This window comes from Promicromonospora sp. NPDC050262, from assembly GCF_040655935.1.
GTDB lineage: Bacteria > Actinomycetota > Actinomycetes > Actinomycetales > Cellulomonadaceae > Promicromonospora.
Genome location: NZ_JBFAKX010000019.1, coordinates 28933 through 51853, shown reverse-complemented (window position 1 = coordinate 51853; position 22921 = coordinate 28933). Strand labels below are relative to the sequence as shown.

Here is a 22921-nt window from a genome sequence, read left to right as displayed (position 1 = left end):
GCCCGGCTCCGCCGCTCGGCTCAGGAGTTGCCGTCGAACAGCGAGGTCACGGACCCGTCGGAGTGGACCTCGTTGATCGCGGAGGCCAGCAGCGGCGCGATCGAGAGCACCTTGAGGGTCTCGAACCGGCGGTCCTCCTCGATCGGCAGGGTATCGGTGACCACGACTTCACGCGCCCCGCACTCGGTGAGCCGCTGCCTGGCCGGACCGGACAGCACGCCGTGCGTCGCCGCGACGGTCACGGACTTGGCGCCCGCGGCCATGATCACCTTGACGGCCTCCGCGATGGTGCCGCCGGTGTCGATCAGGTCGTCCACCAGCACGCAGTCGCGGCCCTGGACGTCGCCCACCACGCGGTTGGCGACGGACTGGTTGGGCCGCGTGACGTCGCGCGTCTTGTGCACGAACGCCAGCGGGCCGCCGCCCAGCTTGGAGGCCCAGATCTCCGCGACACGGATGCGGCCGGCGTCGGGCGACACGACGGTCACGTTGTCGACGTCCACGCGGGTGCGCACGTAGTCGACCAGGATCGGCATGGCCCACAGGTGGTCCACGGGCCCGTCGAAGAAGCCCTGGATCTGCGCGGTGTGCAGGTCCACGCTCATCAGGCGGTCCGCGCCCGCCGTCTTGAACAGGTCCGCGACGAGGCGGGCCGAGATGGGCTCACGGCCGCGGCTCTTCTTGTCCTGCCGGGCGTAGCCGAAGAAGGGCGCGACCACGGTGACGGAGTGCGCCGAGGCGCGCTTGGCGGCGTCGACCATGAGCAGCTGCTCCATGATCCACTGGTTGACCGGCATCGTGTGGGACTGGAGCAGGAACAGGTCCATGCCGCGCACCGAGTCGCTGAAGCGGACGTAGGTCTCGCTGTTGGCGAAGTCGTACGCGGACACGCCCAGGAGGTCGATGCCCAGCTCCTTCGCGACGTTCTTCGCCAGCTCAGGATGTGCGCGGCCCGCCGCCAGGACGAGCGGGTGGCGGTTGGGTCCGGGAACGGTGCTGGACATCAGTGCGACTTTCCTTCCTCGTCGGCCCCCGGTACAGGGGCCTGGTCGGCCGGTACGGCCTGCGGGGCCGTGGGGGCCCCTGCTGCATTCTGCTGGGCAAGCTGTCGCTGTGCCTGGTCACCGAGGCCGGCCGGCCCGCTGGCGGACGCCGCGGCGTCGGCCGCGGCCGTGCCCGGCCGACGACGGCCGACCCAGCCCTCGATGTTGCGCTGCTGCCCGGCCGTGACCCCGAGTGCGCCCGCGGGCACGTCCCGGCGGATCACGGATCCGGCAGCCGTGTACGCGCCGTCACCCACGGTCACGGGTGCGACGAACATGTTGTCCGCGCCGGTGCGCGCGTGCGAGCCGATCACCGTGCGGTGCTTGTGCACGCCGTCGTAGTTGACGGTCACCGACGCGGCGCCGATGTTGGTGTGCTCGCCGATCGAGGCGTCACCGACGTAGGAGAGGTGCGGCACCTTGCTGCCCTCGCCGATCTCGGCGTTCTTGGTCTCGACGAAGGTACCGATCTTGCCCTTGCGGCCCAGCTTCGTGCCGGGGCGCAGGTAGGCGAACGGGCCCACGGAGGCGCCCTCGCCGATGACGGCGAGCGACCCGTGCGTGCGGACCACCGTGGCGCCCGCGCCCACCTCGACGTCGGTCAGCGTCGTGTCCGGGCCGATCGTCGCGCCCGTGGCGACCACGGTGGCGCCCTTGAGCTGCGTGTTCGGCAGGAGCGTGACGTCGGGGGCGAGCTCGACGTCGACGTCGATCCACGTGGTGGCCGGGTCCTGGACCGTCACGCCCGCGCGCTGCCACTCCTCGACGACGCGGCGGTTCATCTCGCGGGCGAGGACGGAGAGCGCCACGCGGTCGTTCACGCCCTCGACCAGCATCGGGTCGTCGGCGAGCAGCGCCCGCACGTGCAGGCCCTCGGAGCGGGCGAACGCGACGACGTCGGTCAGGTAGACCTCGCCCTGCGCGTTCTTGCTGTCCAGCCCGTTCAGCCCGCGGCGCAGGGTGACGGCGTCGAACACGTACACCGACGAGTTGATCTCCAGGATCCCGAGCTGGTCCGCGCTCGCGTCCTTGTGCTCGACGATCTCGAGCACGTCGCCCGTGTCCTTCTCGCGGACGATCCGGCCGTAGCCGGTCGCGTCGGCGACCTCGGTGGTGAGGATGGTGACGGCGTTGCCGTCCGCGTGGTGCGCGGCGAGGAGCTGGCCGAGGGTGGCGCCGTCGAGCAGCGGGACGTCGCCCGCCACGACGACGACCGGCCCCTCGATACCCTCGCCCACGACCTCGCCGTCGGCGAGCCCCGCCGCGGCGGCCGCGGCCTGGGCCTTGGCGTCGAGCGCCGCCAGGGCGCACTGCACGGCACGGCCGGTGCCGGGGATGTCGTCCTGGTCCACGAGGATCGCGCCGGGGTCGAGCTGCGCGACGGCCTCGGCGACCAGGTCGCGCTCGTGCCGGACCACCACGGCGACCTGCGCGGGCTCGAGCTCGCGAGCCGCGGCCAGCGCGTGCCCCACCATCGGCTTGCCGCCGAGCGGGTGCAGGATCTTCGGCAGCGCTGACTTCATACGGGTGCCCTGGCCGGCGGCAAGAACGATGACTGCTGCCGGCTGAGGTGTCTCGGTCACGAGTGCTCCGATCGGTGGGTTCGTCAGATCCGGATGGCTCCGCCCCCAGGATTCGAACCTGGACTAAAGGCACCAAAAACCTCTGTGCTGCCGATTACACCAAGGCGGACCGGGCGCGCGGGAGGCTCCGTCGTGACCCGAGGCGGGCGTGTGCCACCGTCGCACGTCCGTGAACAGTCTGCCAGGTCCCGGGGCATGCCCCATGCCGGACCGGTCGAGTCGTCAGCCACATCCGCGGCACGGGCCGCCCCGGCCGGGACACGCCCCGAACCGGCACTCGGGCACAATGAACCCCATGGCCGCCGAAAACCGACGTACCCATCGACCTCGCATGACGGCCAGCCAGCGGCGTGAGCAGCTGCTCACGGTGAGCCGCGGCCTGTTCGCCCAGAAGGGCTTCGAGGGCACGAGCGTGGAGGAGATCGCGGCCCGGGCCGAGGTCTCCAAGCCCGTGGTCTACGAGCACTTCGGCGGCAAGGAGGGCATCTACGCCGTGGTCGTGGACCGTGAGGTCCAGGCCCTGACCCACGCCCTGACCGGGGCGCTCGGCTCCGGCGGCCACCCGAAGGTGCTGCTGGAGCGGACGGCGCTCGCCCTCCTGGACTACATCGAGTCGTCCGAGGACGGTTTCCGGATCCTCGTGCGCGACTCGCCCGTGGCCCAGGCGACCGGCACGTTCTCCAGCCTGATCGGCGACGTCGCCACCCAGGTCGAAGCGATCCTGGAGCCGCAGTTCCGGGAGAACGGGCTGGACACCAAGGCCGCCCCGCTCTACGCGCAGATGCTGGTCGGGATGATCGCACTCACGGGCCAGTACTGGCTGGACGCACGCAGCCCCAGGAAGACCGAGGTGGCGGCGCACCTGGTGAACCTGGCCTGGAACGGCCTGCACAACATGGAGAAGAAGCCGGCGCTGACAAAGATGTCGCGCTGAGGCCCGGCGCCTCCACACACTGACGGAGCGTCAATACCGGGTGGCGAATTGCCGCTGACAGCTGAAATGCCCGGTGTCGTCAACTCAGTTTGCGTGGAGGCAACAATGTCTGCGTCAGCGCAAAAGAACGAACGCCCCCTGCGTTGAATGCGCAGGGGGCGTTCGCTTTGGCTGGGGATGTTGCTCACGCCGCTATGGCGGCGTATTCCCTGCTCAGAGACCCAGAAGGACGCGGATCTGCGCCAGGGTGATGCCGAGGGAGTCGAGCAGGGTCGAGACGATGTCAACAACAGACATGGTGCTTTTTCCTTCCGGAAAACGGGAATCACAGGATGATCACCTGCGAGCGGAACAGTGTTCGCGTTCCATACATTAAGCACACGACCCGGACTCTGCAACGGGAAATGGATATTCGGCTTTAATGCGCGCCCTGTTTCACCCTGTGATATTGGGGGTGAAACTGAACCATGGTCCGCCATGAAGCGGACATATTTCTGAATGAGAGTCAGTTGCTCAGGGGACGCCGGTCGCCGCGACACCGGTGGCGTCACGACGTCGTCTAGGCTGCGCCGCGTGACGTCCTCCGAGCAGCTCGCGACCGTCCGTGACGACTACGACGACAAGGCCGAGGCCTACACCGCGTTCATCGGCGAGGCGTTCGCCGGCCAGCCCCTGAACCACGTCATGATCCAGGCGTTCGCCGACCTGATCGGGCAGGCGGGCGACGGGCAGGTGGGCGTCAGGCAGGTGGCCGACGTCGGCTGCGGGCCCGGGCACGTGACCGCCTTCCTCCGGGACCGAGGCGTCGACGCGTTCGGCGTCGACCTGTCACCACGACTCGTGTCGGCCGCCCGCGAGGCCAACCCGGGCGTGCGGTTCGACGTCGGCGACATGGGCGACCTCGGCGCGCTCGGCATCGAGGCGGGCAGCCTCGCCGGGGTGGTGGCGAACTACTCCGTCATCCACACGCCGCCGGACGTGCTCCCGGCGACGCTCGCCGAGCTGAGCCGCGTCCTGGCCCCGGGCGGGTACCTCCTGCTGTCGTTCCAGGCGCTCGACGCCACGGACGCGGCGGCGGAACCCTTCGACCACAAGGTGTCGCCCGCCTGGCGGTACTGCCCCGACCACGTCGTCGGCCTGCTGCGACGGACGGGCGTGAGCGAGGTCGCCCGCCTGGTGATCGCGCCGGGAGAGGACCCGGCGCGGGGGTTTCCGCAGGCACACCTCCTGGGCCGCAGGACGGCCGGCTGACCCTCACCACGCGGCGAGCAGCAGCTCCTCCACTGCGTCGGCGGTCACCTGGCGCGGGTTCGGGTAGGGGTCGGCCGCCACCCGCTCGGCCGCCTCGCGCAGCGCGGTGCGGGGCAGGCCGAGCGCACCGAGCGTCGTCGGGCCGTCGTGCCGGGCCGCGAGCGCCGCGACCGCGGCGGCGGGGTCGCCGTTCGCGACGCGCGTCAGGCGCGCGGCCGCGTCGGGGGCGGCGGCCAGGTCGAACCGCATGACGTGCGGCAGCAGCAGGGCGTGCAGCTCAGCGTGCGGCAGGCCGTAGGTGCCGCCGAGCACGTGCGCGAGCTGATGGTGCAGCCCCATCCGCGCCTGCGCCAGGCATCCGCCCGCGAGCCACGCCGCCTCCTGGAGCCGGCCCCGCGCGTCGACGTCGGACAGCCGGTCCAGCACCACGGGGAGCGCGGACAGGATGCCGTCCGCGGCCTCGACCCCGTACGCGCGGGTCGCCGCGCTCGCGCCGGTGTCCCACAGCGCCTCGACGGCATGGGCCAGCGCGTTGAGGGCCGAGGTCAGCGTCAGCCCGTGGGGCATCGACAGCGTGAGCTCGGGGTCGTACACCACGGTGCCGGGCGCGAAGGCGGGGTCGCGCCGCGTCGTCTTGACGCCGTTCTCGGTCTCCCCGAGCACAGGGGTGGCCTCCGAGCCGGCGTAGGTGGTGGGCACGGCGACCTGGGGCATGCCGGTCCGGATCGCGAGCGCCTTGGAGAGCCCGATCGCCGAGCCGCCGCCGATCGCCACGAGCGTGTCGGCGCGCACCTCTCGGGCCACGGCGAGCGCCTCGGCGGTCACCTCGACGGGGGTGTGCTGGGCCGGGCGCCCGAAGGTCGCGGCATGCCGCTCCCCCAGGTTCGTGGCCAGGTCCTGCGCCACCTCGGCCGACGACGGCGCCGCCACCACCAGCACCCGCTGCGCCCCGAGCCGTTCGATCTCGTCCGGCACGAGGGCTCGCGCCCCGGCACCCTGCAGCACTCGTCCGGCGTACACCTCGTGCACCCTGATGTCTGTTCCCACGATGCCTGAGCCTACGGTCGCCGTGCCGTCGCCCACCACGGCCCGCCCGCCGCGCGTCGTGTCGAGATTCTTGATATCGAGACATCCGGTAGCCTCTCGCCATGGAGCACACAGGTCCCGCCGACGAGGTCGACCGCATCGTCGCCGCGTGGCACCACGTGCGCCCGGACCTCGAGCTCGAACCCCTCACGGTGTTCAGCCGGGTGTCCCGGCTGGCCCGGCACCTCGACCTCGCCCGTCGCACGGCGTTCGCGCGGCACAGCCTGGAGACCTGGGAGTTCGACGTGCTCTCGGCGCTGCGCCGCGCCGGCGAGCCCTATCGCCTGTCGCCGGGCACGCTCGTCACCCAGACGCTGGTCACGAGCGGCACCATGACCAACCGGATCGACCGGCTGGAGTCGCGCGGGTTCGTCAAGCGGCACCGCTCCCCGGACGACCGCCGCGGTGTGCTGGTCGAGCTCACCGACGAGGGGCTGGCGCGGGTCGACGCCGCGATGAGCGACCTGCTCGACATCGAGGCCAAGGTGCTGACCGCCCTGTCCCCCGCGGAGCGCCCGCAGCTGGCTGCGCTGCTGCGCACGGTCACCGCGCAGTTCGACGACTGAGCCGGAGGTGCAGCGCAGGGTGGGAGCCGAGGAACGAGGCACCCGCCCGGAGCGGAACCGCAGGCTCAGTCGTCCGACAGACAGAGTGTGGGCTGGACGCAGAGCCTCAGCGGTCCCGGCTCACCATGATCTTCTCGCGGCCCACCTGGTCCGGCAGGAAGAAGAGGTCGTCGGCGTCGGCCACGTACAGGGGCAGCTCGCCGAGCTTCGCCGGCATGCCGTCGGCGTCGGTGACCGTCAGCTCGACGTGGTCCGCGGAGCTCTTCGAGTTGTACTTCCAGGTGCCCTCGATCTCGGCGGGCACGTCGCCGCCCGCGCCGTCGAGCAGTTCGTCCGGGACGCCGACGGCCGTGAACGTCCGGTCCTCGCCGAGCGCCACGACGGTCCCCGCGCCGTCACCCACCCAGGAGCCGACGAACTCGGGCTCCGTGTAGTCGACCTTGCCGAGATCGAACCCGCATCCCGACATCATGAGTACGCCGACGAGTGCTCCCACCGCGGGGAAGACCTGCCGCTGGTTCATTCCACACCTCAGTTGTTCCTGTCGTGACCGGTCGCCCAATCTAGCGGGAAAGCCGCATTCCCTCCTGGGGAAACCGGGGTAACGAGCAGCACATCGTGTGGTGATGCGATGGACGCCCGACGCAACCAACTGCCCCCGTCGCGCACAATGAACGCATCATGAGCAACATCCGCACTGCGGCCGGCGGCTCCGCGCTGCTCGTCGCGGTACTCGTCTTCGCCCTGAACCTCCGCACCCCCATCACGTCGCTCCCGCCCGTCATGTCCGACGTCGCCGCCGGGCTCGGCCTCGACCAGACCCTGGCGGGCCTCCTCGTGGGGATCCCGGCGCTCTGCTTCAGCGTGGTGGCTCCCGCGGCGTCGACCCTGATCGCCCGGGTCGGGCCGTACGCGGCGGTCACGGTCGCCCTGGTCGGGGTGATCGTGGGCACGCTGATCCGGTCGGCCGGGACGGGCACCGTGGGTGTGGTGGCGGCCTTCGCGGGGACCGTCGTGCTGGGCTCGGCCATCACCGTGGGCAACGTGGTGGTCCCCGTGATCATCGCGCGGGACTTCCCGGCGCGGACGGCGCTCGCCACGGGCCTGTACTCGTCGACGATGAACCTCGGGTCGGTCTTCGCGACGTCGCTCACGGCGCCCCTCGCGGCCCTGCTGGGCTGGCGGGGTGCCATCGCGTCGTGGGCGATCGTGGCCGTTGTCGCGCTCGTGGTGTGGAAGATCACCACCCGGCACCTGGTCGACCGGCCCGCCCCGGCGCACGCGCCGCCGCCGGCGGAGCGGCCCGAGGAGACCTGGGCCGGCGTGCTGCGCCGTCCGATCACCTGGGTGCTGACCGTGGCGTTCGCAGGCCAGTCCTTCTCCTACTTCGCGGTGACCGCCTGGCTGCCGGAGCTGCTGCGCGACCTGTTGGGCGTGTCGGTGACCACCGCGGGCAACGCGGCCGCGCCGTTCCAGGGCCTCGCCATCGCGGGGAGCGTGCTGGTGCCGCTCGCCCTGGCCGCCCGGGTGCCGATGCGCGGCGCCGCGGTGGTGATGGCCCTGCTGTGGGTCTCGCTGCCCGCGGGTCTGCTGCTCGCGCCGCAGTGGTGGCTGCTGTGGGTGAGCCTCGCGGGGGTCGCCCAGGGCGGGAACTTCGTGGTGATCTTCACGGTGGTCGCGCAGCGGTGCCGCACCGTCGCCCAGACCCGGCGGACGGTCGCGGCCGTGCAGGCCTTCGGCTACGCCGTGGCGGCGACCGCGCCCGCTGTGATCGGCGCGGTGCACGTGGCGTCGGGCGGCTGGACCGCGGCGCTCGTGGTGATGCTGGGGTCCACGCTGGCGCTCGGGACGGCCGAGCTGGCCGCGACCCGGCGTCGGGGGCCCACACGTCCGTAACAGGAACTTTTCCATACTCATTGAAACTTGGCAGGATCATTGCCAATCTTTCCAGCATGACGACACACCTTGAGCCCACCGCAGTGCTCCCCACCCTTCGCGAGCACCTTCTCGTCGACGGGTTCGACCTCGTCCTCGACCTCACCCGGTCGCACGGCTCCACGCTCGTCGACGCGCGGGACGGTCACGAGTGGCTCGACCTGTTCACGTTCTTCGCCTCCTCACCCCTCGGCATGAACCATCCCGCCCTGGCCGACGACCCGGCCTTCCGCGAGGAGCTCGCCACCGCAGCGATCAACAAGCCGTCCAACTCCGACATCTACACGGTCGAGATGGCGCGGTTCGCCGACACGTTCGCGCGGGTGCTGGGCGACCCCGCCCTGCCGCACCTGTTCTTCATCGACGGCGGGGCGCTGGCCGTCGAGAACGCGCTCAAGGTCGCGTTCGACTGGAAGTCCCGCCACAACGAGGCGAACGGCCGGTCCCCGGAGCTCGGCACCCAGGTGATGCACCTGGAGCACGCGTTCCACGGCCGCTCGGGCTACACGATGTCGCTCACCAACACGGAGCCGGGCAAGGTCGCCCGCTTCCCCAAGTTCGACTGGCCGCGCATCCCGTCCCCGTACCTCGCCGAGGGCAAGGACATGGACGCCGCTGAGGCCGCCGCGCTCGGGGCCGCCCGCGCGGCGTTCGAGGCCAACCCGCACGACATCGCGGCCTTCATCATGGAGCCCATCCAGGGCGAGGGCGGCGACCACCACTTCCGCCCCTCGTTCCTCCAGGGCATGCAGGCGCTGTGCGAGGAGTTCGACGCGCTGTTCGTCATGGACGAGGTCCAGACCGGCGCCGGGATCACCGGCACCACGTGGGCGTACCAGCAGCTCGGCGTCACGCCCGACATCGTCGCGTTCGGCAAGAAGACGCAGGTCTGCGGCATCATGGCGGGCGGCCGCGTGGACGAGGTGCCGGACAACGTGTTCGCCGTCTCCTCGCGGATCAACTCCACCTGGGGCGGCAACCTGACCGACATGGTGCGCTCCCGCCGGATCCTGGAGACCTACGAGGAGGAGGGCCTGGTCGACCGTGCCCGGACCATGGGCAAGCAGCTCCAGGACGCCCTCACCGAGCTCGCCGCGCGGCACGCCGGCGTGACCGACGTGCGCGGCCGCGGCCTGATGTGCGCGCTGACCCTGCCCTCGCGCGAGGTCCGTGACCGGGTGCTGGCCGCGCTCACCGCGCGGAGCGTGCTGCTGCTGGGCTGCGGCGAGCGGTCGGTACGGTTCCGCCCCGCCCTGACGGTGACCACGGAGGCGCTCGAGGCCGGCGTCCAGGCCCTCGACGAGTCGCTCACGGCCGCCCTCTGACGGACCGGCCGCCCTCTGACGGGCGGCCCCACCGACCGGCCGGTCGGGCGCTCGGGTTCCCAGAAGACCCGGGCGCCGGGCCGGTCACTCGTCCTCGGCCGCGACGCTGTCCGCGATCCGGATCAGCTCGGCGACCGAGGGCCCCGCGTTGGCCGTCGGTGTGCGGCCGATCGTGGCGAGCAGCAGGTAGGAACCCATGTCGTCGGTCCACTCGACCCGGACCGGGCCGAACCCGTTGTTGTCCACGCGGGTCACGCGCGCCTCCAGGCCCGACTCCGTCAGGTCCTGCCACTCGACCGTCACCGTGTCGCCGGACAGCTTGCCGGACAGCTCCTCCGACCCCGGGTACGCCACGTAGACGATGGCCGACGCCGGGTGGAACGCCCCGCCGCGGACCTCCTCCTCGGGCCACCCGGCGCCCGGCCCGCCGCGGAACGTCTCCGCGTTCTCGGCGCCGTCGAGGGTGTAGGTGATCCAGGTGCCGAGGTGGTCCTCCGCCGTCGTGCGGCCCATCCCCGCCGAGATCTCGGCGGGGCACTCCGCCACCGCCTTCAGCACGTCGTCGGGCACCCAGTGGGGCTGGCGCAGGTCGGCGGCGCAGGTGTTCGCCGTGAGCTCGGTAGCGTCGGCCGGGGCGACGACGGGCTCGTCCTCCCCCGCGCCGAGCACCATCGTGACCACCACGATGATGATGGCGCCCAGCAGCGTCACGGCTCCGCCGAGCAGCCACTCGGGACGGATCTTCGGCTCGTCGATGGTGGTGACCATGTCAGCCCCCGCACTCGATCTCGGTGACCGCGTCCCGCGAGAGCGCGATGACCTTGTTCGAGGCGACCGGGCTCCGCGCCACCCCGGGCAGCACGTAGGAGCCCCAGTCGCAGTCGTTCTCCGCGAGGTAGGCGTCCCGCGCCCCGCCGGGCGCGGCGTACCGGATGCGGTGGTCCGGGCCCTGGCAGCTGTAGTCCGGGTCGCACAGCGAGATGGCCAGCGCGCGCATGGTCACCCACGTGCTGGTGTCGACGCAGCCGTCGACGGGCAGCCCGTTGTACGCCTGGAACGCCCTCGTGGCGGCCTCCGACTGGCTGTCCCAGGTGCCGTCCACGGTCTCCAGCCCGGTCGCGGCCGACAGCACGTTCTGCGCCGCGACCACCTGGCCGCCGGACGTCTTGCCGCACTCGCCGACCGGGTCGTTGGAGACCCATGTCGCGCTCGAGTTGGCCGCCTGCACCACGGCGGCGACGATCAGGGCGAGGACCACGGTGCCCCCGCCCGCCTGCAGCCAGGTTCGGGTGGTGGGCATTTCCTCGCGCTCCTTCGTGTGCCCGACGACGGAGCCGGGCGCGGGTGCTGGCTACCCGCGAGCGTAACAATTGGCACTTACAAGACGGAAGCGACGCACCAGCAGAAACCGGATCTCATGCGTTTCGATGGGCTACCGGGTCGTGTGCGCGCCGCCGTTCACGTGCAGCGTCTGCCCGGTGATGTGCCGCGCGGCCGGCGAGGCCAGGAACGAGACCAGCCCGGCGACGTCGTCCGGCGTGCCGGCGCGCTTGTCGTGCGTCGCCGCGACCAGCCGGCCCAGGCGCTCCTGCGTGAGCCGGCCCTTGAAGTAGCCCGTGTCCTCGATGTAGCCCGGCGCCACGCAGTTCGCGGTGATCCCGCGCGGCCCGACCGTGGCGGACAGACCGGCCGTCCACGCCTGGACTGCCGCCTTGGCCACGCCGTAGGACGTGCCCGCGTACTCGGCGCCGATCGAGCCGACGGTGACGACCGTGCCGCCGGCCGGCATGTGGTCGAGGACGGCGGTCACGACCAGCACGGTGCTGATCAGGTTCGCGTCGAGGTTAGCCCGCCAGCCGTCGGCCACCTGCGCGAGGCCCGCCGGCTCGGGCCCGTCGAAGTCCGTGTTGCCGCCTGCCATGGCCACCAGCACCTCGACGGGCGCGCCGAGCCGCGCCACGAGCGCCTCCACGTCGTCCGGGCGGCCGACGTCGCAGCGCACCCCGCGCGCGCCGGTCACGTCCACCGCGCAGTCGAGCCGTTCGGCATCGCGACCGGTGATCACGACCGGGTGCCCCTCCTCGACGAACCGGCGCGCCACCGCGCTCCCGATACCGCCCGAACCACCGGTGACGAGTACGAGTCCGGACATGCGGCCACCTCCTGGAGACGGGTACGTTTAGATCTAAACGTACAGGAGGTCAGGGTGACCGAGTACCCCTTCGACACCGCGGCGGCCGTTCCGCCCGAGGTCATCGCCGCGGCATGGGAACGCGAGCTGCCGGGCGTCCCGGTGGCCTCGATCGGTGTGATCACGCCGCTGTGGCGCGCCGCCAAGACCCTGGCGGACGAGCGGCGTCGGACGCTGCGCCGGATCGGCATCGACCCCGCGACGCTCGACCTGCTCAGCACCCTGCGCCGGTCCGGGACGCCCTGGTCGCTGACCACCCGCGAGCTCGCGGCGCACACGCTCGTCACCGCCGGCGCGATCTCGCAGCGGGTCGCGCGAGCGGAGCGCGAGGGCCTGGTCGTGCGCTCGTCGTCCGACGCCGGACGGCGGGCCGTGGCCGTGACCCTGACCGACGCCGGGCACGCGCTCGTCGAACGCGCCGTGCGGGAGCTGCTCACCCACGAGGAGGCGCTGCTGGCCGGGCTGCCGGCCGAGGACCGTCTGCTGCTGTCGGGACTTCTCACCCGGCTCACGACCGCATTGCGGGGCCAGATTTCAGATGGGTGAAAGAAAGCATCACCAGCGGGCGCACGACGAACCGGGAGGTAACGTCGGCGGCATGCTGCGGCCCCTGACCAGCCCGCCGCGACTGCGCCCGGGTGACACCGTCGCCGTCGTCGCCCCGTCCGGTCCCGTGCCGGCGGACCGGCTCGGCGACGGCGTCGCCCACCTGCGGGACTGGGGCCTCGACGTGCAGGTGATGCCCCACGTGCTGGACACGCACCCGGACCACGCCTACCTGGCGGGTCACGACGAGGCGCGCGCCGCGGACTTCCAGGAGGCCTGGCTCGACCCGGACGTCCGGGCGATCGTCGCGGCGCGGGGCGGCTACGGCGCCGCGCGGATGGTCGAGCTCGTGGACTGGGACGCGCTCGCCGCCACCGACCCCAAGGTGCTCGTCGGGTACAGCGACTGCACGGTGCTGCACCAGGCGGTCGCCGCGCGGCTCGGGCTGGTGTCGTTGCACGGGCCGATGTCCGGGACCATGTCGTTCCTCAAGTCCGACCTGGCCCGGGAGCACCTGCGGCGCACGCTCTTCGAGCCGGAGGCCACCCAGGTGCTCACGGGCCCGGAGGCGCACACCCTCGTCGGCGGCACGGCCCGTGGCATCACGACCGGCGGCTGCCTCTCGCTCCTGACGACGTCCGTCGGGACCGGCCCCACGACGCCCTCGGCGGCGGGCGGCATCGTGCTGCTGGAGGACATCGAGGAGAAGGCCTACCGGATCGACTCGTTCCTCACGCACCTGCTGCGCTCGGGCTGGTTCGACGGCGCGGTGGGCATCGTGCTCGGGTCGTGGCAGGACTGCGAGCCGGTCGAGCCGGTGGTCCTGGACCTGCTGGGCCAGCTCGGCATCCCGATCCTGGGCGAGCTCGGGTTCGGCCACGGCCCCGACCCGCTCACCGTGCCGTTCGGCGTCACCGCGGAGCTGGACGCCGACGCCGGCACGCTCACGCTGGACCACCCGGCCCTGGCGCTGCGCTGAGCCGGGCCGGGCTGAGCCGGCTCAGTCGAGCTCGGCCGCCTGCCCCTCGAAGTACGTCTGCAGCACCACCGTCGTGCGCGTCGAGACCTTCGCCGTGCGCCGGATCTTGCCAAGCAGCTCCTCCAGTGCCCGCGGCGACGCCACCCGCGCGGTGAGCAGGTAGTTCGCGTTGCCCGCCACCGAGTAGCAGGACTCGATGCCGGCCATGCCGCGCAGCCGCTCGGGCGCGTCGTCCTCCTGGGCCTGGTCCAGGGGCGTGATCTCGATGAACGCGGAGAGCGGCAGCCCCACCGCCTCCGGGTTCACGACCGCCCGGTAGCCCGTGATGACGCTGCGCGCCTCCAGCTTGCGCACCCGCACCTGCACGGCGGACAGGGAGAGCCCCGAGATCTCGGACAGCACCGCCAGCGTGGTGCGCCCGTCCTTGCGCAGTGCGTCGACGAGTGCCCGGTCCACCCCGTCGAGCGGTGTCAGATCGTTGTCGGTCATCCCGCCACCTCCGCAGCTTCCAACCAGGCCGCCTCGAGCTCGTCCCGTTCGCTCGCCAGGTCGCGGAGCTCCGCGTCCAGCCGCGCGACGGCCTGATAGTCCGTTGCCTGCTGCGCGATGTTCTCGTGCAGCTTGGCCTCTTTCTGGGCAATCTTCGCAAGTTGCCGCTCGATCCGGGAGACCTCCTTCTTGGCGGCGCGGATGTCGCGCTGGGACAGCTCGTCGCCGGAGCCGTTGCCGGCCGTCGCCGGACCCGGGCCCGACGTCGTCCCCGCGGCCCCGGTCCCGCCGGCCGCGCCGGATCCGCCGGGCGTGCCCGAGGCCGAGGCGCCCGCGGCCTTGGCCGCGGCCCGCAGCCGGAGGTACTCCTCGACTCCCCCGGGCAGGTCCCGGATGGTCCCGTCGCCGAGCAGCGCGACCTGCCGATCGGCGACCCGCTCCAGCAGGTACCGGTCGTGCGAGACGACGATGAGCGTGCCGGGCCAGCCGTCCAGCAGGTCCTCGACGGCGGCGAGGGTGTCGGTGTCGAGGTCGTTGGTGGGCTCGTCGAGCAGCAGCACGTTGGGCTCGGACACCAGCAGCCGCAGCAGCTGGAGCCGCCGCCGCTCGCCGCCGGACAGGTCCCGCACCGGCGTGTAGGCGCGCTCGCGCGTGAAGCCGAGCTTCTCGGTGAGCTGCGCGGCGGTGAGCTCCTTGCCGTCGACGACGACCCGGCCCTTCTCCTGCTCGATCACCTCGACGGCCTTGAGGCTCCCGACCTCGTCGAGCTCGGTGACGTCCTGCGAGAGCTCCCGCACATGGATGGTCTTGCCGCGCTTGACGCGTCCCGAGTCGGGCTCGCGGCGACCGGCAAGGAGCGCGAGGAGCGTCGTCTTGCCGGCGCCGTTGACCCCCACGACGCCGTACCGGTCGCCGGGGCCGAGGCGCCAGGTCACGTCGTCGAACAGGACCTTGCCCGGCACGGCGACCGACACGGACTCGAGGTCCAGCACGTCCTTGCCCAGCCGCCGCGTCGCCATGCGCGTCAGCTCCATCGAGTCGCGCGGCGGCGGCTCGTCGTCGATCAGGGCGGACGCGGCGTCGAGCCGGAACTTGGGCTTGGACGTGCGGGCCGGGGCCCCGCGGCGCAGCCACGCGAGCTCCTTGCGCAGCAGGTTGTCCCGCTTCTCGGCGGCCGTCGCGGCCTGCCGCGCCCGCTCGGCCCGGGCCAGGATGTAGGCCGCGTACCCGCCCTCGTACCCGTCGACGGCGCCGGTCCCGTCGCCGCGCACCTCCCACATCCGGGAGCAGACCTCGTCGAGGAACCAGCGGTCGTGCGTCACGACCACGAGCGCGCCCGTCGTGCCCGGGCGGCCGTACCGCTCGCGCAGGTGGGCGGCGAGCCAGGCCACGCCCTCGACGTCGAGGTGGTTGGTGGGCTCGTCGAGCAGCAGCACGTCCGGGGCCTGGACGAGCAGGGCCGCGAGCGCCACGCGGCGGCGCTGGCCGCCCGAGAGCTTGGCGACGGGGGCGTCCCAGGCGAGGTCGGCGATCAGGCCGTCGTGCACCTCCCGGACGCGGGCGTCGGAGGCCCAGACGTGGGTCTCCGCGTCGCCGTGCACGAGGTCCAGCACGGTGGCGTCGTCGGGCAGCTCGTCGCGCTGGTCCAGCATGCCCAGGGTGGAGCCGCCCACCCGGGTGACGCGGCCACCGTCGGGCAGCGCGGTGCCCGCGAAGATGCGCAGCAGGGTGGACTTGCCCGCGCCGTTGGGGCCCACGATGCCGACGCGGTCGCCGTCGTCGAGCCCCAGCGAGACGTCCGCCAGAAGGGTCCGGGTGCCGATGGTCAGCGCGATGCCGTCTGCGCCGAGAAGATGTGCCACCTACCAAGGGTAGTCGCGCGCTACGCTCACCCCGGTCGACGGCGACCGCACAGGAACGACTTCGCCGCCGGCACAGCAGAACACGACGCCGAGGAGCATCAACGTGGCCCAGTTCGACATGCCGCTGCCCGAACTCGAGAAGTACAGCCCGGAGGTCGACGAGCCCGGCGACTTCGACGAGTTCTGGTCGACGACCCTGGCCGAGGCCCGCACGTTCGACGAGGCGCCGCAGGTGGAGCGCATCGACGTGGGGCTCACCGAGATCCTGGTCGACGACGTCACGTTCGCCGGGTTCGGCGGGCATCCGGTCAAGGCCTGGCTGACGCGTCCGGCACACGCGCCGGGCGACCTGCCCGTCGTGGTCGAGTACCAGGGCTACGGCGGCGGGAGGGGCCTGCCGCACGAGCGGATCCAGTGGGCCGCCGCGGGTTACGCGCACCTCATGATGGACACGCGCGGCCAGGGTTCGGGCTGGGGTGCGGGCGGGGACACGCCGGACCCGGTGGGGTCGGGCCCCGCGTCCCCCGGGTTCATGACCCGCGGCGTGCTGGACCCGCACGACCACTACTACCGCCGCGTCTTCACCGACGGCGCCCGCGCCGTCGACGCGGTGCGCGCGATCCCGGGCCTGGACCCGGTGCGGGTGGCGCTGAGCGGCGGCAGCCAGGGCGGCGGCATCACCATCGCGGTCGCGGGCCTCGTGCCCGACGTCGTGGCCGCCATGCCCGACGTGCCGTTCCTGAGCCACTACCGCCGCGCGGTGTCGATCACGGACAACCTGCCGTACAACGAGATCACCCGCTACCTCTCCGTGCACCGCGACCCGGCGGTGGAGGAGCAGGTCTGGCGGACCTTCTCCTACCTGGACGGGGTGTCGTTCGCCCGGCGCGCCCGCGCGGCGGCACTGTTCTCGGTGGCGCTCATGGACGCCACGTGCCCGCCGTCCACCGTGTACGCGGCGTACAACGGCTGGGGGCCGGGCGGGGCCGGCGCGGCGGGCAAGGAGATCGACGTCTACCCGTACAACAACCACGAGGGTGGCGGCGACTACCGGTTCCCGCGGAAGCTCGCATGGCTGAACAAGATCATCTGACGGCCGTCGGCCGTGGACCGGCTTCGGGACTGTCGGACAGTGGCGGTACGCTCCCAGCGCACGCCCCAGACCCGGAGGTACCGCCCGTGCCCGAGTACGACCTGCCGCTCGTCACGGTGGCACCGGCCGCTCCGCCCGCCACCGACGAGCCCACGGACTTCGACGCGTTCTGGGCGGCGAACCTCGCCGCGCACCGGGACATCGAGGTCGCGCCGGTCCTGACCACGACGTTCGCCCGTTCGCGGGACCTCAACGCGGAGACGGTGACGTTCGCCGGTTTCGAGGGCCGCCCGGTGACGGGCTGGCTCGTCATGCCGGTCGGGGCCGCCGCGACGCTGCCCGGCCTGGTCGAGCTGCGGCCGGCAGGCAGGGCCGCGGCGCGCGACCTGGAGTGGCTCGCGTCCGGCGGGTTCGCCCACCTGGTCGTCGAGGTGCCGCAGGACGACCTCGACGACCCGTACAACCGCGGCGTCTTCACCGACGCGGTCCGCGCGGTGCAGGCCCTGCGCACGCTGGAGAGCGTGGACCCGTCGCGCATCGCGGTGCTCGGTACGGGCCCGGTGGCGGCGGCGGCCGTCGCCGCGGCCGGCCTGCTGCCCGACCTCGCGTGCGCCCTGGTCGAGGGCGACATCCCGGCGGCGCACAAGGACTCCCTGGTCGCGTTCGCACGCCGGGCGAGCACCCCGCTGCAGCTCACGCAGGGCGCGGGCGCCCAGGTGCTGCTGGAGGAGTGGGGCCGCAACGCCGCCCTGGCGCTCAGCGCGATGACGGGCACCGTCGAGCGGGTGGTCGAGTGCGTGCTGACCGCCGAGAGCAACCTGGCGACGCGGCGCACCCGCTGGATCACGCGGCACACGCACCTGACGAACGTCTTCGTGCCGCAGGTCGCGTACTGACCCGGTGCGCGCTCAGGCGCGCATCGGGGTCACCACCTGGGTCCCGGGAGCGGGCCCGGACGCGCACCAGACCGCGTCGACGACGTCGGCCGCCGTCCATGCCGCGCCCAGCGCCAGCGCGTGCTGCCTGGACCGGCCGAGCGCGGCGACCGTGGGACCGGACCCCGACACGATGACGCCCAGCGCCCCGGACTCCGTGGCGACCTCCAGCACGTCCGCGAGCTCGGGCCGCAGGTCGAGCGCAGGACCCTCCAGGTCGTTGTGCAGCGCCTTGCCGAGGGCCACCGCGTCGCCGGCGCGCAGCGCGTGCATGATCGCGGTGTCGTCGGTGGGGGCCACGCGCGGCGTCGACGGCCCGGCGAGCTCGTCGAACCGGCGGAACACCGTGGGCGTGGAGAGGCCCTCCCGCTGGGTCGCGAAGCACCAGTGGAACTCGCCGCGGGTCATCGCGGGCGTGAGCAGGTCGCCCCGGCCCGTGCCGACGGCGGTGTGCCCCAGCAGCGAGAACGGCACGTCCGCCCCGAGCTCGGCGGCCAGCTCCACCAGCTCCGGGCGGGGTATGCCGGCCTCCCAGAGGGCGTCGCAGGCCACGAGCGCGGCGGCGGCGTCGGCCGAGCCGCCCGCCATGCCGCCGGCGACCGGCACGCCCTTGGTGATGTGCAGCTGGACGTCGTCGGGCAGGCCCGTGCGCTCGGCCAGCAGCGCGGCGGCGCGCCACGCGAGGTTGGTCTCGTCCGTCGGGACGGCGTCGGCCTGCGGACCCGAGACCGTCAGCGAGATGCCGGCGCCGGGTGCCACCTGGGTCGCCGTCACCTCCTCGTACAGGGACACGGCCTGGAAGATCGTCGCCAGCGGGTGGTAGCCGTCGTCGCCGACGGGCCCCACGCGCAGCCCGAGGTTGACCTTGCCGGGCGCACGGACCCGGACCGACGGCGGCGGGGCCGCTGAAAGACGCGGGATCACTCGTCCCCCTCCTGCTCTGCGGTGCCGGACGCAGGGGTCACCCCGGTGCCCGCGGTGTCCGGCAGGTCGGGGAGCTGCTCCGCGATACGCGCGAACTGCTCGACGACGAGCGTCTCACCCCGGGCGCCCGGATCCACGCGCGCCGCGCGCAGCGCGTCCTCGGCGGCGGCGCCGGAGCCGAACACCCCGGACAGGGCGGCCCGCAGCGTCTTGCGGCGCTGCGCGAACGCGGCGTCCACGACGGCGAACACCTGCTCCCGCGACGCGGTGGTCGAGGGCGGGTCGCGACGCTCGAGGTAGACGAGCGCGGAGTCGACGTTCGGGGCGGGCCAGAAGACGTTGCGCCCGATGGTCCCGGCGCGGCGGGCCGACGCGTACCACGCGGCCTTCACCGACGGGATGCCGTAGATCTTGGAACCCGGGACGGCGGCGATCCGGTCGGCCACCTCGGCCTGGACCATCACGAGCACACGTTCGAGCGAGGCGAACCGCTGCAGCATGGTGAGCAGCACCGGGACGGCCACGTTGTAGGGAAGGTTCGCGACGAGCGCCGTCGGCGGCTCGCCGGGCAGCGTGGTGACGTCCAGCGCGTCGGAGAGCACCACCTCGAAGTCGGCGCCCGGGACCCGGGTGCGCACCGTGTCGGCGATCTGCCCGGCCAGGACCGGGTCGATCTCGATCGCGACCACGGAGGCGCCGGCCTCCACCAGTCCCAGCGTCAGGGAGCCCAGCCCGGGCCCGACCTCCACCACCCGCTCGCCGGGCCGCAGCCCCGCGGTGCGCACGATCTTGCGGACGGTGCCGCCGTCGTGCAGGAAGTTCTGGCCGAGCGTCTTGGTGGGCCGGACGCCCAAACGCCCTGCCAGGTCGCGGATCTCCGCGGGACCGAGCAGGGCGCTTGAGGTGTCGTTCATGCAGGTGAGCCTAACTGGAGCGTTCGTGCGGAGCGTACTCGGAGGTGGGACGCAGCGGAGCGAGTCCCGCCAGAGAGGACGCGCAGCACGAGAGCGACCGTGTGGAATCGAAAGGCTCCGTCAGTGGATCAGTACCAGCCCACCGACTCCGAGTGGCCCCACGCACCGCACGGCGTGCCGTAGCGGTCCGCGATGTAGCCGAGGCCCCACTTGATCTGGGTGGCCGGGTTGGTGGCCCAGTCCGAGCCCGCCGAGCCCATCTTGGAGCCCGGGAGCGCCTGCGGGATGCCGTAGGCGCCCGAGGACGGGTTGGCCGCCTGGTAGTTCCAGCCGGACTCGCGCTCCCAGAGGAGCTCGAGGCAGGTCCACTCCGAGCCGGTCCAGCCGCGGGCGGCGGCCATCTGCTGGCCGATCTCCTTGACGGAGCCGGACGGCGCCGGGGTGCTGCTCTCGGTGCTGGTCGCCTCGACGGTGGCCTTCTTCTCCACCGGGCGCTCCTTGGTGCCCTCGACGATCACGCCGGTGACCGGCTTCTTGGTCACCTTGTTCGAGAGCTCCTTGCGGGCCACGACCTCGCCGTCGACCGTACGGAGCTGGACGATGCGCGTGCGCACCCCGTCCCGGCCCGCAGTGCGGACGTGGTCGCCCTCGTCCTCGTAGCGGTCCTTGTCCTTGACGGTCTTCACCTCGTGGTCCACGTCGAACCTCTGCGTGACCTTCTTGGTCTCGACGCGCTGCACCTGGACGGCGACGTCGGCGCCGGCCTTCTTGGCGGCCTTGGCGGACTTCGCGTCGATCGCCTTGTCCTCGGCCAGGGTGGCCACGGGGACGATGTTCACGAGGTCGTCCTTGTCGAGCTCGACCTTGAGGCCGTTGAGCACGCTGTCGACGCCGTCGGCGTGGTCCTCGACCACGCGGGTCTTGCCGTCCGCCACGACGGCGACGGGGCCGTCGTCGTTCAGGCGGAGCGGCAGCGAGGCGCGGTCGCCGGAGCGGGACGCCACCAGGGAGACGTCGCCGCCGCGCTCGGCGAGCGTCGTCAGGGCCTCGCCGGCGTCGGTCACGGTGACCCAGACGTCGCGCTCGTCGCCGCCGTCGGACATGGTGACCTGGCGGGCGTAGCGGACGACCACCTGGTCGCCGTCGGACAGCTTCGCGTCGGTGCCGGGGGCGACGACGTCGCGCTCGCCCAGACGGACGCCCTGCGACTCGAGCATGCCCTGCACGGAACCGGAGTAGGTGGTGATGGTCTTGGTGGTGCCGTCGACGTCGAGCGTGACGGTCTTGCGCGCCTCCGCGAAGGCGACGGAGCCGGAGGCGGCGATCGCCACGGCTGCGAGGCCGGCGACCAGGGGCCAGCGACGGCGACGCTTCGAGAGGGTCGTCTGAGGGTTCGGGGCCTCGGACTCTGAGTTGATGCTGGGGATGGAGCCAGAACTCTGCTGCTCGGAACGGGGGTTCACTCGTGTCCAGTCGTCGGACGTCCCGGGCACGGGCGGCGAGCCGGGGCGCGCGCTCGCGCGAGCGTCCCCACCACGATTCGGCCTGGGGGCCTGGCGACTCTTGCGAGCCGTCGCGGTCTCGACCGGCCGATCCGGCGGTCTCGCACTGATCACGAGGTTCCGTTCTCAGTGCTGTCCTGCCGCCGTTCGGGCGCTGTGGTCTACACCACTTCGCGCTCTCCCGCCAGCGAGGACAACCGAACGTAACTGATCCGTTATCGTCCGGCCAAGTTTCATCGGTGCTATCGGGCTGTGTTATCGCTCACTCGTCTAGGACAACCGTCCAACTCGCTCCCCGTGGCAGACGTACAGATCACTCGGGTGACCTGTACGTCTGACACGTCGGGAGGGGGTCAGAGCAGGCCGAGCTTCGCGGCACAGCCGGGCCACTGCCCCCAGCCGGACTGCGCCTGGAGCTTCTGGGCCCGCATGGTCTGTTCGGCGGCCGAAGCCTCCGACGGGAGGCCGGAACCGCCCATCGCCGCCCAGGTCTGCTGCGAGAACTGGTACAGGCCGTAGTAGCCGTTACCCGTGTTGGTGGTGGGGTCGCCGCCCGACTCGCACTGCGCGAGCTGGGCCCACACGCCGCTGGTCGCGACCACGTCGCCCTTCGGCTCGGGCGCGGCCTTCTGGGCCGGTTCCTTCGCGACGGGCTGCGGCTCGGGCTCCGGCTCCGGTTCGGGCTCCGGTGCGGGACGGTCCTTGGTGCCGTACACGGTCACCTGGTCGACGGGCTTGCGCTCGACCTTCGAGGAGCGCTTGTCCCGCTTCACGACCTCGCCGTCCACCGTCGTGACGTCCCACGTCGTGATGCGCTTGCCCACGACGCCCTTGGTCGCCACGTACGGGTCGAGATCCTCGTACCGGTCCGGGTCCGCGGTGCGCACCTTGTCGTAGGGCAGCCGGGTCACGGTCTTCTTGACCGAGCTCCGGACCTGCTCGACGACGACGGACAGCGTCGGGACGCTCGGATCGGCCGACCGGTCGGACGCGCCGTCCGACCTCTCGACGGTGACCCGGTCGTCCGAGTCGACCGTGACGTCGTGCTCGGCGAGCAGCTCGTCGAGCTGCGCCGCGCCGTCGGCCACCCGCTCGGTCTTGCCGCCGACGACCAGGTTCACCGGGCTGTCGGCGTCGAGCCGCAACGGGAGGGTCACCCGGCCGCCGGAGCGGGACGGGACCAGCGCGACGTCGTCGGCCCGCTCGGAGAGCGTGGCGAGCGCCTCGTCGGCGTCGAGCGCGGTGACCCACGTCGTCCGCCGCTCGCCGTCGGCCTGGAGGGTGATCTCATGGCCGTAGCGGACCACGACCATGCTGCCGTCCCGGAGGGAGCCGCCGGGCGTCACCGCGTCACGGTCGGTGACGTCGACGCCCTCGTCGGCCAGCAGGCCGGCGACGTCGCCCTGGAAGGTCTCGACGGTCGTGACCTTGCCGTCCACGTCGAGCGTGACGGTCTTGTGGGCCGAACCGTAGGCGGTGATGCCACCGGCGCCGGCGACCGCGATGGCCGCGGCCCCCGCGAGGAGGGCGGCTCTGCGGTGGCGCCTACGGGGCGGGGCCGGCTGGGGAGAGTCCGGCGGGACGAGGGGGTGAACCGTTGACGGCGGTTCGAAGATCTCGGTGATGCCGACGCCGGAGCCGGCCTCAGGGGTGGGGGGCTGTTCGCTGGGGATGCCCTGAGCTGGGTGGGGAGATGACACGCGGGTCCAGTCCTCGCGCGGTCCGGGCACGGGGGCCGGGACGGCGCGAGTCGCACGCGCCTC

General features: G+C 72.5%; 22 protein-coding genes and 1 tRNA gene. 9 read left to right on the top strand and 14 right to left on the bottom strand.

The features are described 5' to 3' along the window. Window positions 1-20: 20 nt before the first annotated feature. From AB0I29_RS23030 to AB0I29_RS23020, 3 genes are all read right to left on the bottom strand, one after another. The gene (locus AB0I29_RS23030) at window positions 21-1004 is read right to left on the bottom strand and encodes a ribose-phosphate diphosphokinase (protein WP_285105728.1); all 984 of its coding nucleotides are present in this window, start codon (window positions 1002-1004) and stop codon (window positions 21-23) included. Then, window positions 1004-2626, bottom strand: a complete 1623-nt coding sequence (gene glmU / locus AB0I29_RS23025; RefSeq protein ID WP_285105726.1) for a bifunctional UDP-N-acetylglucosamine diphosphorylase/glucosamine-1-phosphate N-acetyltransferase GlmU — start codon at window positions 2624-2626, stop codon at window positions 1004-1006. The genes AB0I29_RS23030 and glmU overlap by 1 nt, the downstream gene beginning before the upstream one ends. 34 nt (window positions 2627-2660) lie before the next feature. Continuing rightward, window positions 2661-2735 (bottom strand) — tRNA-Gln (locus tag AB0I29_RS23020). Window positions 2736-2957: 222 nt separating this feature from the next. Here AB0I29_RS23020 and AB0I29_RS23015 point away from each other — a divergent pair. Beyond that, window positions 2958-3560 (top strand): TetR/AcrR family transcriptional regulator, encoded by a 603-nt coding sequence (locus AB0I29_RS23015; RefSeq protein ID WP_285105724.1) that lies wholly within the window; start codon window positions 2958-2960, stop codon window positions 3558-3560. A gap of 573 nt (window positions 3561-4133) precedes the next feature. Then, window positions 4134-4811, top strand: a complete 678-nt coding sequence (locus AB0I29_RS23010; protein ID WP_357486129.1) for a class I SAM-dependent methyltransferase — start codon at window positions 4134-4136, stop codon at window positions 4809-4811. Window positions 4812-4814: 3 nt separating this feature from the next. On the opposite strand, the gene AB0I29_RS23005 is transcribed toward AB0I29_RS23010, so the two are convergent. Then, a complete protein-coding gene (locus tag AB0I29_RS23005; protein ID WP_357486127.1) occupies window positions 4815-5858 on the bottom strand; it encodes a maleylacetate reductase in 1044 nt (347 codons plus the stop codon). A gap of 101 nt (window positions 5859-5959) precedes the next feature. Between AB0I29_RS23005 and AB0I29_RS23000 the strand changes: the two genes are divergently transcribed. Next, window positions 5960-6463, top strand: coding sequence for a MarR family winged helix-turn-helix transcriptional regulator (locus AB0I29_RS23000; RefSeq protein WP_285105718.1), 504 nt, complete (start codon window positions 5960-5962; stop codon window positions 6461-6463). Between the two features lie 106 nt (window positions 6464-6569). On the opposite strand, the gene AB0I29_RS22995 is transcribed toward AB0I29_RS23000, so the two are convergent. Further along, complete coding sequence (locus tag AB0I29_RS22995; RefSeq protein WP_285105716.1) at window positions 6570-6986, bottom strand: hypothetical protein; 417 nt, start codon at window positions 6984-6986, stop codon at window positions 6570-6572. A 158-nt stretch (window positions 6987-7144) separates the two neighbouring features. Here AB0I29_RS22995 and AB0I29_RS22990 point away from each other — a divergent pair, with 158 nt between their 5' ends. Together AB0I29_RS22990 and lat are read left to right on the top strand one after the other, a co-directional pair. After that, entirely contained in the window at window positions 7145-8359 is a 1215-nt protein-coding gene (locus AB0I29_RS22990; protein ID WP_357486124.1) for an MFS transporter, read from the top strand. A 56-nt stretch (window positions 8360-8415) separates the two neighbouring features. Beyond that, window positions 8416-9723 (top strand): L-lysine 6-transaminase, encoded by a 1308-nt coding sequence (gene lat / locus AB0I29_RS22985; RefSeq protein ID WP_357486122.1) that lies wholly within the window; start codon window positions 8416-8418, stop codon window positions 9721-9723. 84 nt (window positions 9724-9807) lie between these two features. Here lat and AB0I29_RS22980 read toward each other — a convergent pair whose 3' ends face one another. The 3 genes from AB0I29_RS22980 to AB0I29_RS22970 all read right to left on the bottom strand — a co-directional run bounded on the left by AB0I29_RS22980 (window position 9808) and on the right by AB0I29_RS22970 (window position 11875). Then, window positions 9808-10491, bottom strand: a complete 684-nt coding sequence (locus tag AB0I29_RS22980) for a hypothetical protein (protein ID WP_357486120.1) — start codon at window positions 10489-10491, stop codon at window positions 9808-9810. A 1-nt stretch (window position 10492) separates the two neighbouring features. Beyond that, window positions 10493-11023, bottom strand: coding sequence for a peptidoglycan-binding domain-containing protein (locus AB0I29_RS22975; RefSeq protein ID WP_357486118.1), 531 nt, complete (start codon window positions 11021-11023; stop codon window positions 10493-10495). Window positions 11024-11155: 132 nt separating this feature from the next. Next, window positions 11156-11875 (bottom strand): SDR family oxidoreductase, encoded by a 720-nt coding sequence (locus AB0I29_RS22970; protein WP_357486116.1) that lies wholly within the window; start codon window positions 11873-11875, stop codon window positions 11156-11158. Window positions 11876-11929: 54 nt separating this feature from the next. Between AB0I29_RS22970 and AB0I29_RS22965 the strand changes: the two genes are divergently transcribed. Both AB0I29_RS22965 and AB0I29_RS22960 read left to right on the top strand, forming a co-directional pair. Then, window positions 11930-12460, top strand: coding sequence for a MarR family transcriptional regulator (locus tag AB0I29_RS22965; RefSeq protein ID WP_285105704.1), 531 nt, complete (start codon window positions 11930-11932; stop codon window positions 12458-12460). A gap of 52 nt (window positions 12461-12512) precedes the next feature. Beyond that, window positions 12513-13439 carry an LD-carboxypeptidase gene (locus AB0I29_RS22960; RefSeq protein ID WP_285105702.1) on the top strand — a complete coding sequence of 309 codons (927 nt, stop codon included), beginning with the start codon at window positions 12513-12515 and terminating at the stop codon, window positions 13437-13439. A 21-nt stretch (window positions 13440-13460) separates the two neighbouring features. Here the strand turns inward: AB0I29_RS22960 and AB0I29_RS22955 are convergent, their stop codons facing one another. Next, window positions 13461-13928: an Lrp/AsnC family transcriptional regulator gene (locus AB0I29_RS22955; RefSeq protein WP_357486113.1), complete on the bottom strand. Its 468-nt coding sequence runs from the start codon at window positions 13926-13928 to the stop codon at window positions 13461-13463. After that, window positions 13925-15790, bottom strand: coding sequence for an ABC-F family ATP-binding cassette domain-containing protein (locus tag AB0I29_RS22950; RefSeq protein WP_357486111.1), 1866 nt, complete (start codon window positions 15788-15790; stop codon window positions 13925-13927). The genes AB0I29_RS22955 and AB0I29_RS22950 overlap by 4 nt, the downstream gene beginning before the upstream one ends. 103 nt (window positions 15791-15893) lie before the next feature. Between AB0I29_RS22950 and AB0I29_RS22945 the strand changes: the two genes are divergently transcribed. Next, window positions 15894-16883 (top strand): acetylxylan esterase, encoded by a 990-nt coding sequence (locus AB0I29_RS22945; protein ID WP_357486109.1) that lies wholly within the window; start codon window positions 15894-15896, stop codon window positions 16881-16883. An 86-nt stretch (window positions 16884-16969) separates the two neighbouring features. Further along, on the top strand, window positions 16970-17779 hold the full coding sequence (locus AB0I29_RS22940; RefSeq protein WP_285105696.1) for an acetylxylan esterase: 810 nt from the start codon (window positions 16970-16972) through the stop codon (window positions 17777-17779). Between the two features lie 12 nt (window positions 17780-17791). Here the strand turns inward: AB0I29_RS22940 and AB0I29_RS22935 are convergent, their stop codons facing one another. The 4 genes from AB0I29_RS22935 to AB0I29_RS22920 all read right to left on the bottom strand — a co-directional run bounded on the left by AB0I29_RS22935 (window position 17792) and on the right by AB0I29_RS22920 (window position 22858). Next, window positions 17792-18742 carry a 4-(cytidine 5'-diphospho)-2-C-methyl-D-erythritol kinase gene (locus AB0I29_RS22935; protein WP_285105694.1) on the bottom strand — a complete coding sequence of 317 codons (951 nt, stop codon included), beginning with the start codon at window positions 18740-18742 and terminating at the stop codon, window positions 17792-17794. Continuing rightward, entirely contained in the window at window positions 18739-19656 is a 918-nt protein-coding gene (rsmA, locus tag AB0I29_RS22930) for a 16S rRNA (adenine(1518)-N(6)/adenine(1519)-N(6))-dimethyltransferase RsmA (protein ID WP_357486106.1), read from the bottom strand. The genes AB0I29_RS22935 and rsmA overlap by 4 nt, the downstream gene beginning before the upstream one ends. 128 nt (window positions 19657-19784) lie before the next feature. Further along, window positions 19785-20987, bottom strand: a complete 1203-nt coding sequence (locus tag AB0I29_RS22925; protein ID WP_285105690.1) for a ubiquitin-like domain-containing protein — start codon at window positions 20985-20987, stop codon at window positions 19785-19787. Window positions 20988-21511: 524 nt separating this feature from the next. Further along, window positions 21512-22858, bottom strand: a complete 1347-nt coding sequence (locus AB0I29_RS22920; RefSeq protein WP_357486104.1) for a transglycosylase family protein — start codon at window positions 22856-22858, stop codon at window positions 21512-21514. Between the last annotated feature and the right edge of the window lie 63 nt (window positions 22859-22921).

Bases quoted from the DNA above. Each gene is read 5' to 3' on its own strand.
- AB0I29_RS23030 (WP_285105728.1), bottom strand. From the start codon at position 1,004: ATGTCCAGCACCGTTCCCGGACCCAACCGCCACCCGCTCGTCCTGGCG.
- AB0I29_RS23015 (WP_285105724.1), top strand. From the start codon at position 2,958: ATGACGGCCAGCCAGCGGCGTGAGCAGCTGCTCACGGTGAGCCGCGGC.
- AB0I29_RS23000 (WP_285105718.1), top strand. From the start codon at position 5,960: ATGGAGCACACAGGTCCCGCCGACGAGGTCGACCGCATCGTCGCCGCG.
- AB0I29_RS22995 (WP_285105716.1), bottom strand. From the start codon at position 6,986: ATGAACCAGCGGCAGGTCTTCCCCGCGGTGGGAGCACTCGTCGGCGTA.
- AB0I29_RS22990 (WP_357486124.1), top strand. From the start codon at position 7,145: ATGAGCAACATCCGCACTGCGGCCGGCGGCTCCGCGCTGCTCGTCGCG.
- lat (WP_357486122.1), top strand. From the start codon at position 8,416: ATGACGACACACCTTGAGCCCACCGCAGTGCTCCCCACCCTTCGCGAG.
- AB0I29_RS22980 (WP_357486120.1), bottom strand. From the start codon at position 10,491: ATGGTCACCACCATCGACGAGCCGAAGATCCGTCCCGAGTGGCTGCTC.
- AB0I29_RS22975 (WP_357486118.1), bottom strand. From the start codon at position 11,023: ATGCCCACCACCCGAACCTGGCTGCAGGCGGGCGGGGGCACCGTGGTC.
- AB0I29_RS22970 (WP_357486116.1), bottom strand. From the start codon at position 11,875: ATGTCCGGACTCGTACTCGTCACCGGTGGTTCGGGCGGTATCGGGAGC.
- AB0I29_RS22960 (WP_285105702.1), top strand. From the start codon at position 12,513: ATGCTGCGGCCCCTGACCAGCCCGCCGCGACTGCGCCCGGGTGACACC.
- AB0I29_RS22955 (WP_357486113.1), bottom strand. From the start codon at position 13,928: ATGACCGACAACGATCTGACACCGCTCGACGGGGTGGACCGGGCACTC.
- rsmA (WP_357486106.1), bottom strand. From the start codon at position 19,656: ATGAACGACACCTCAAGCGCCCTGCTCGGTCCCGCGGAGATCCGCGAC.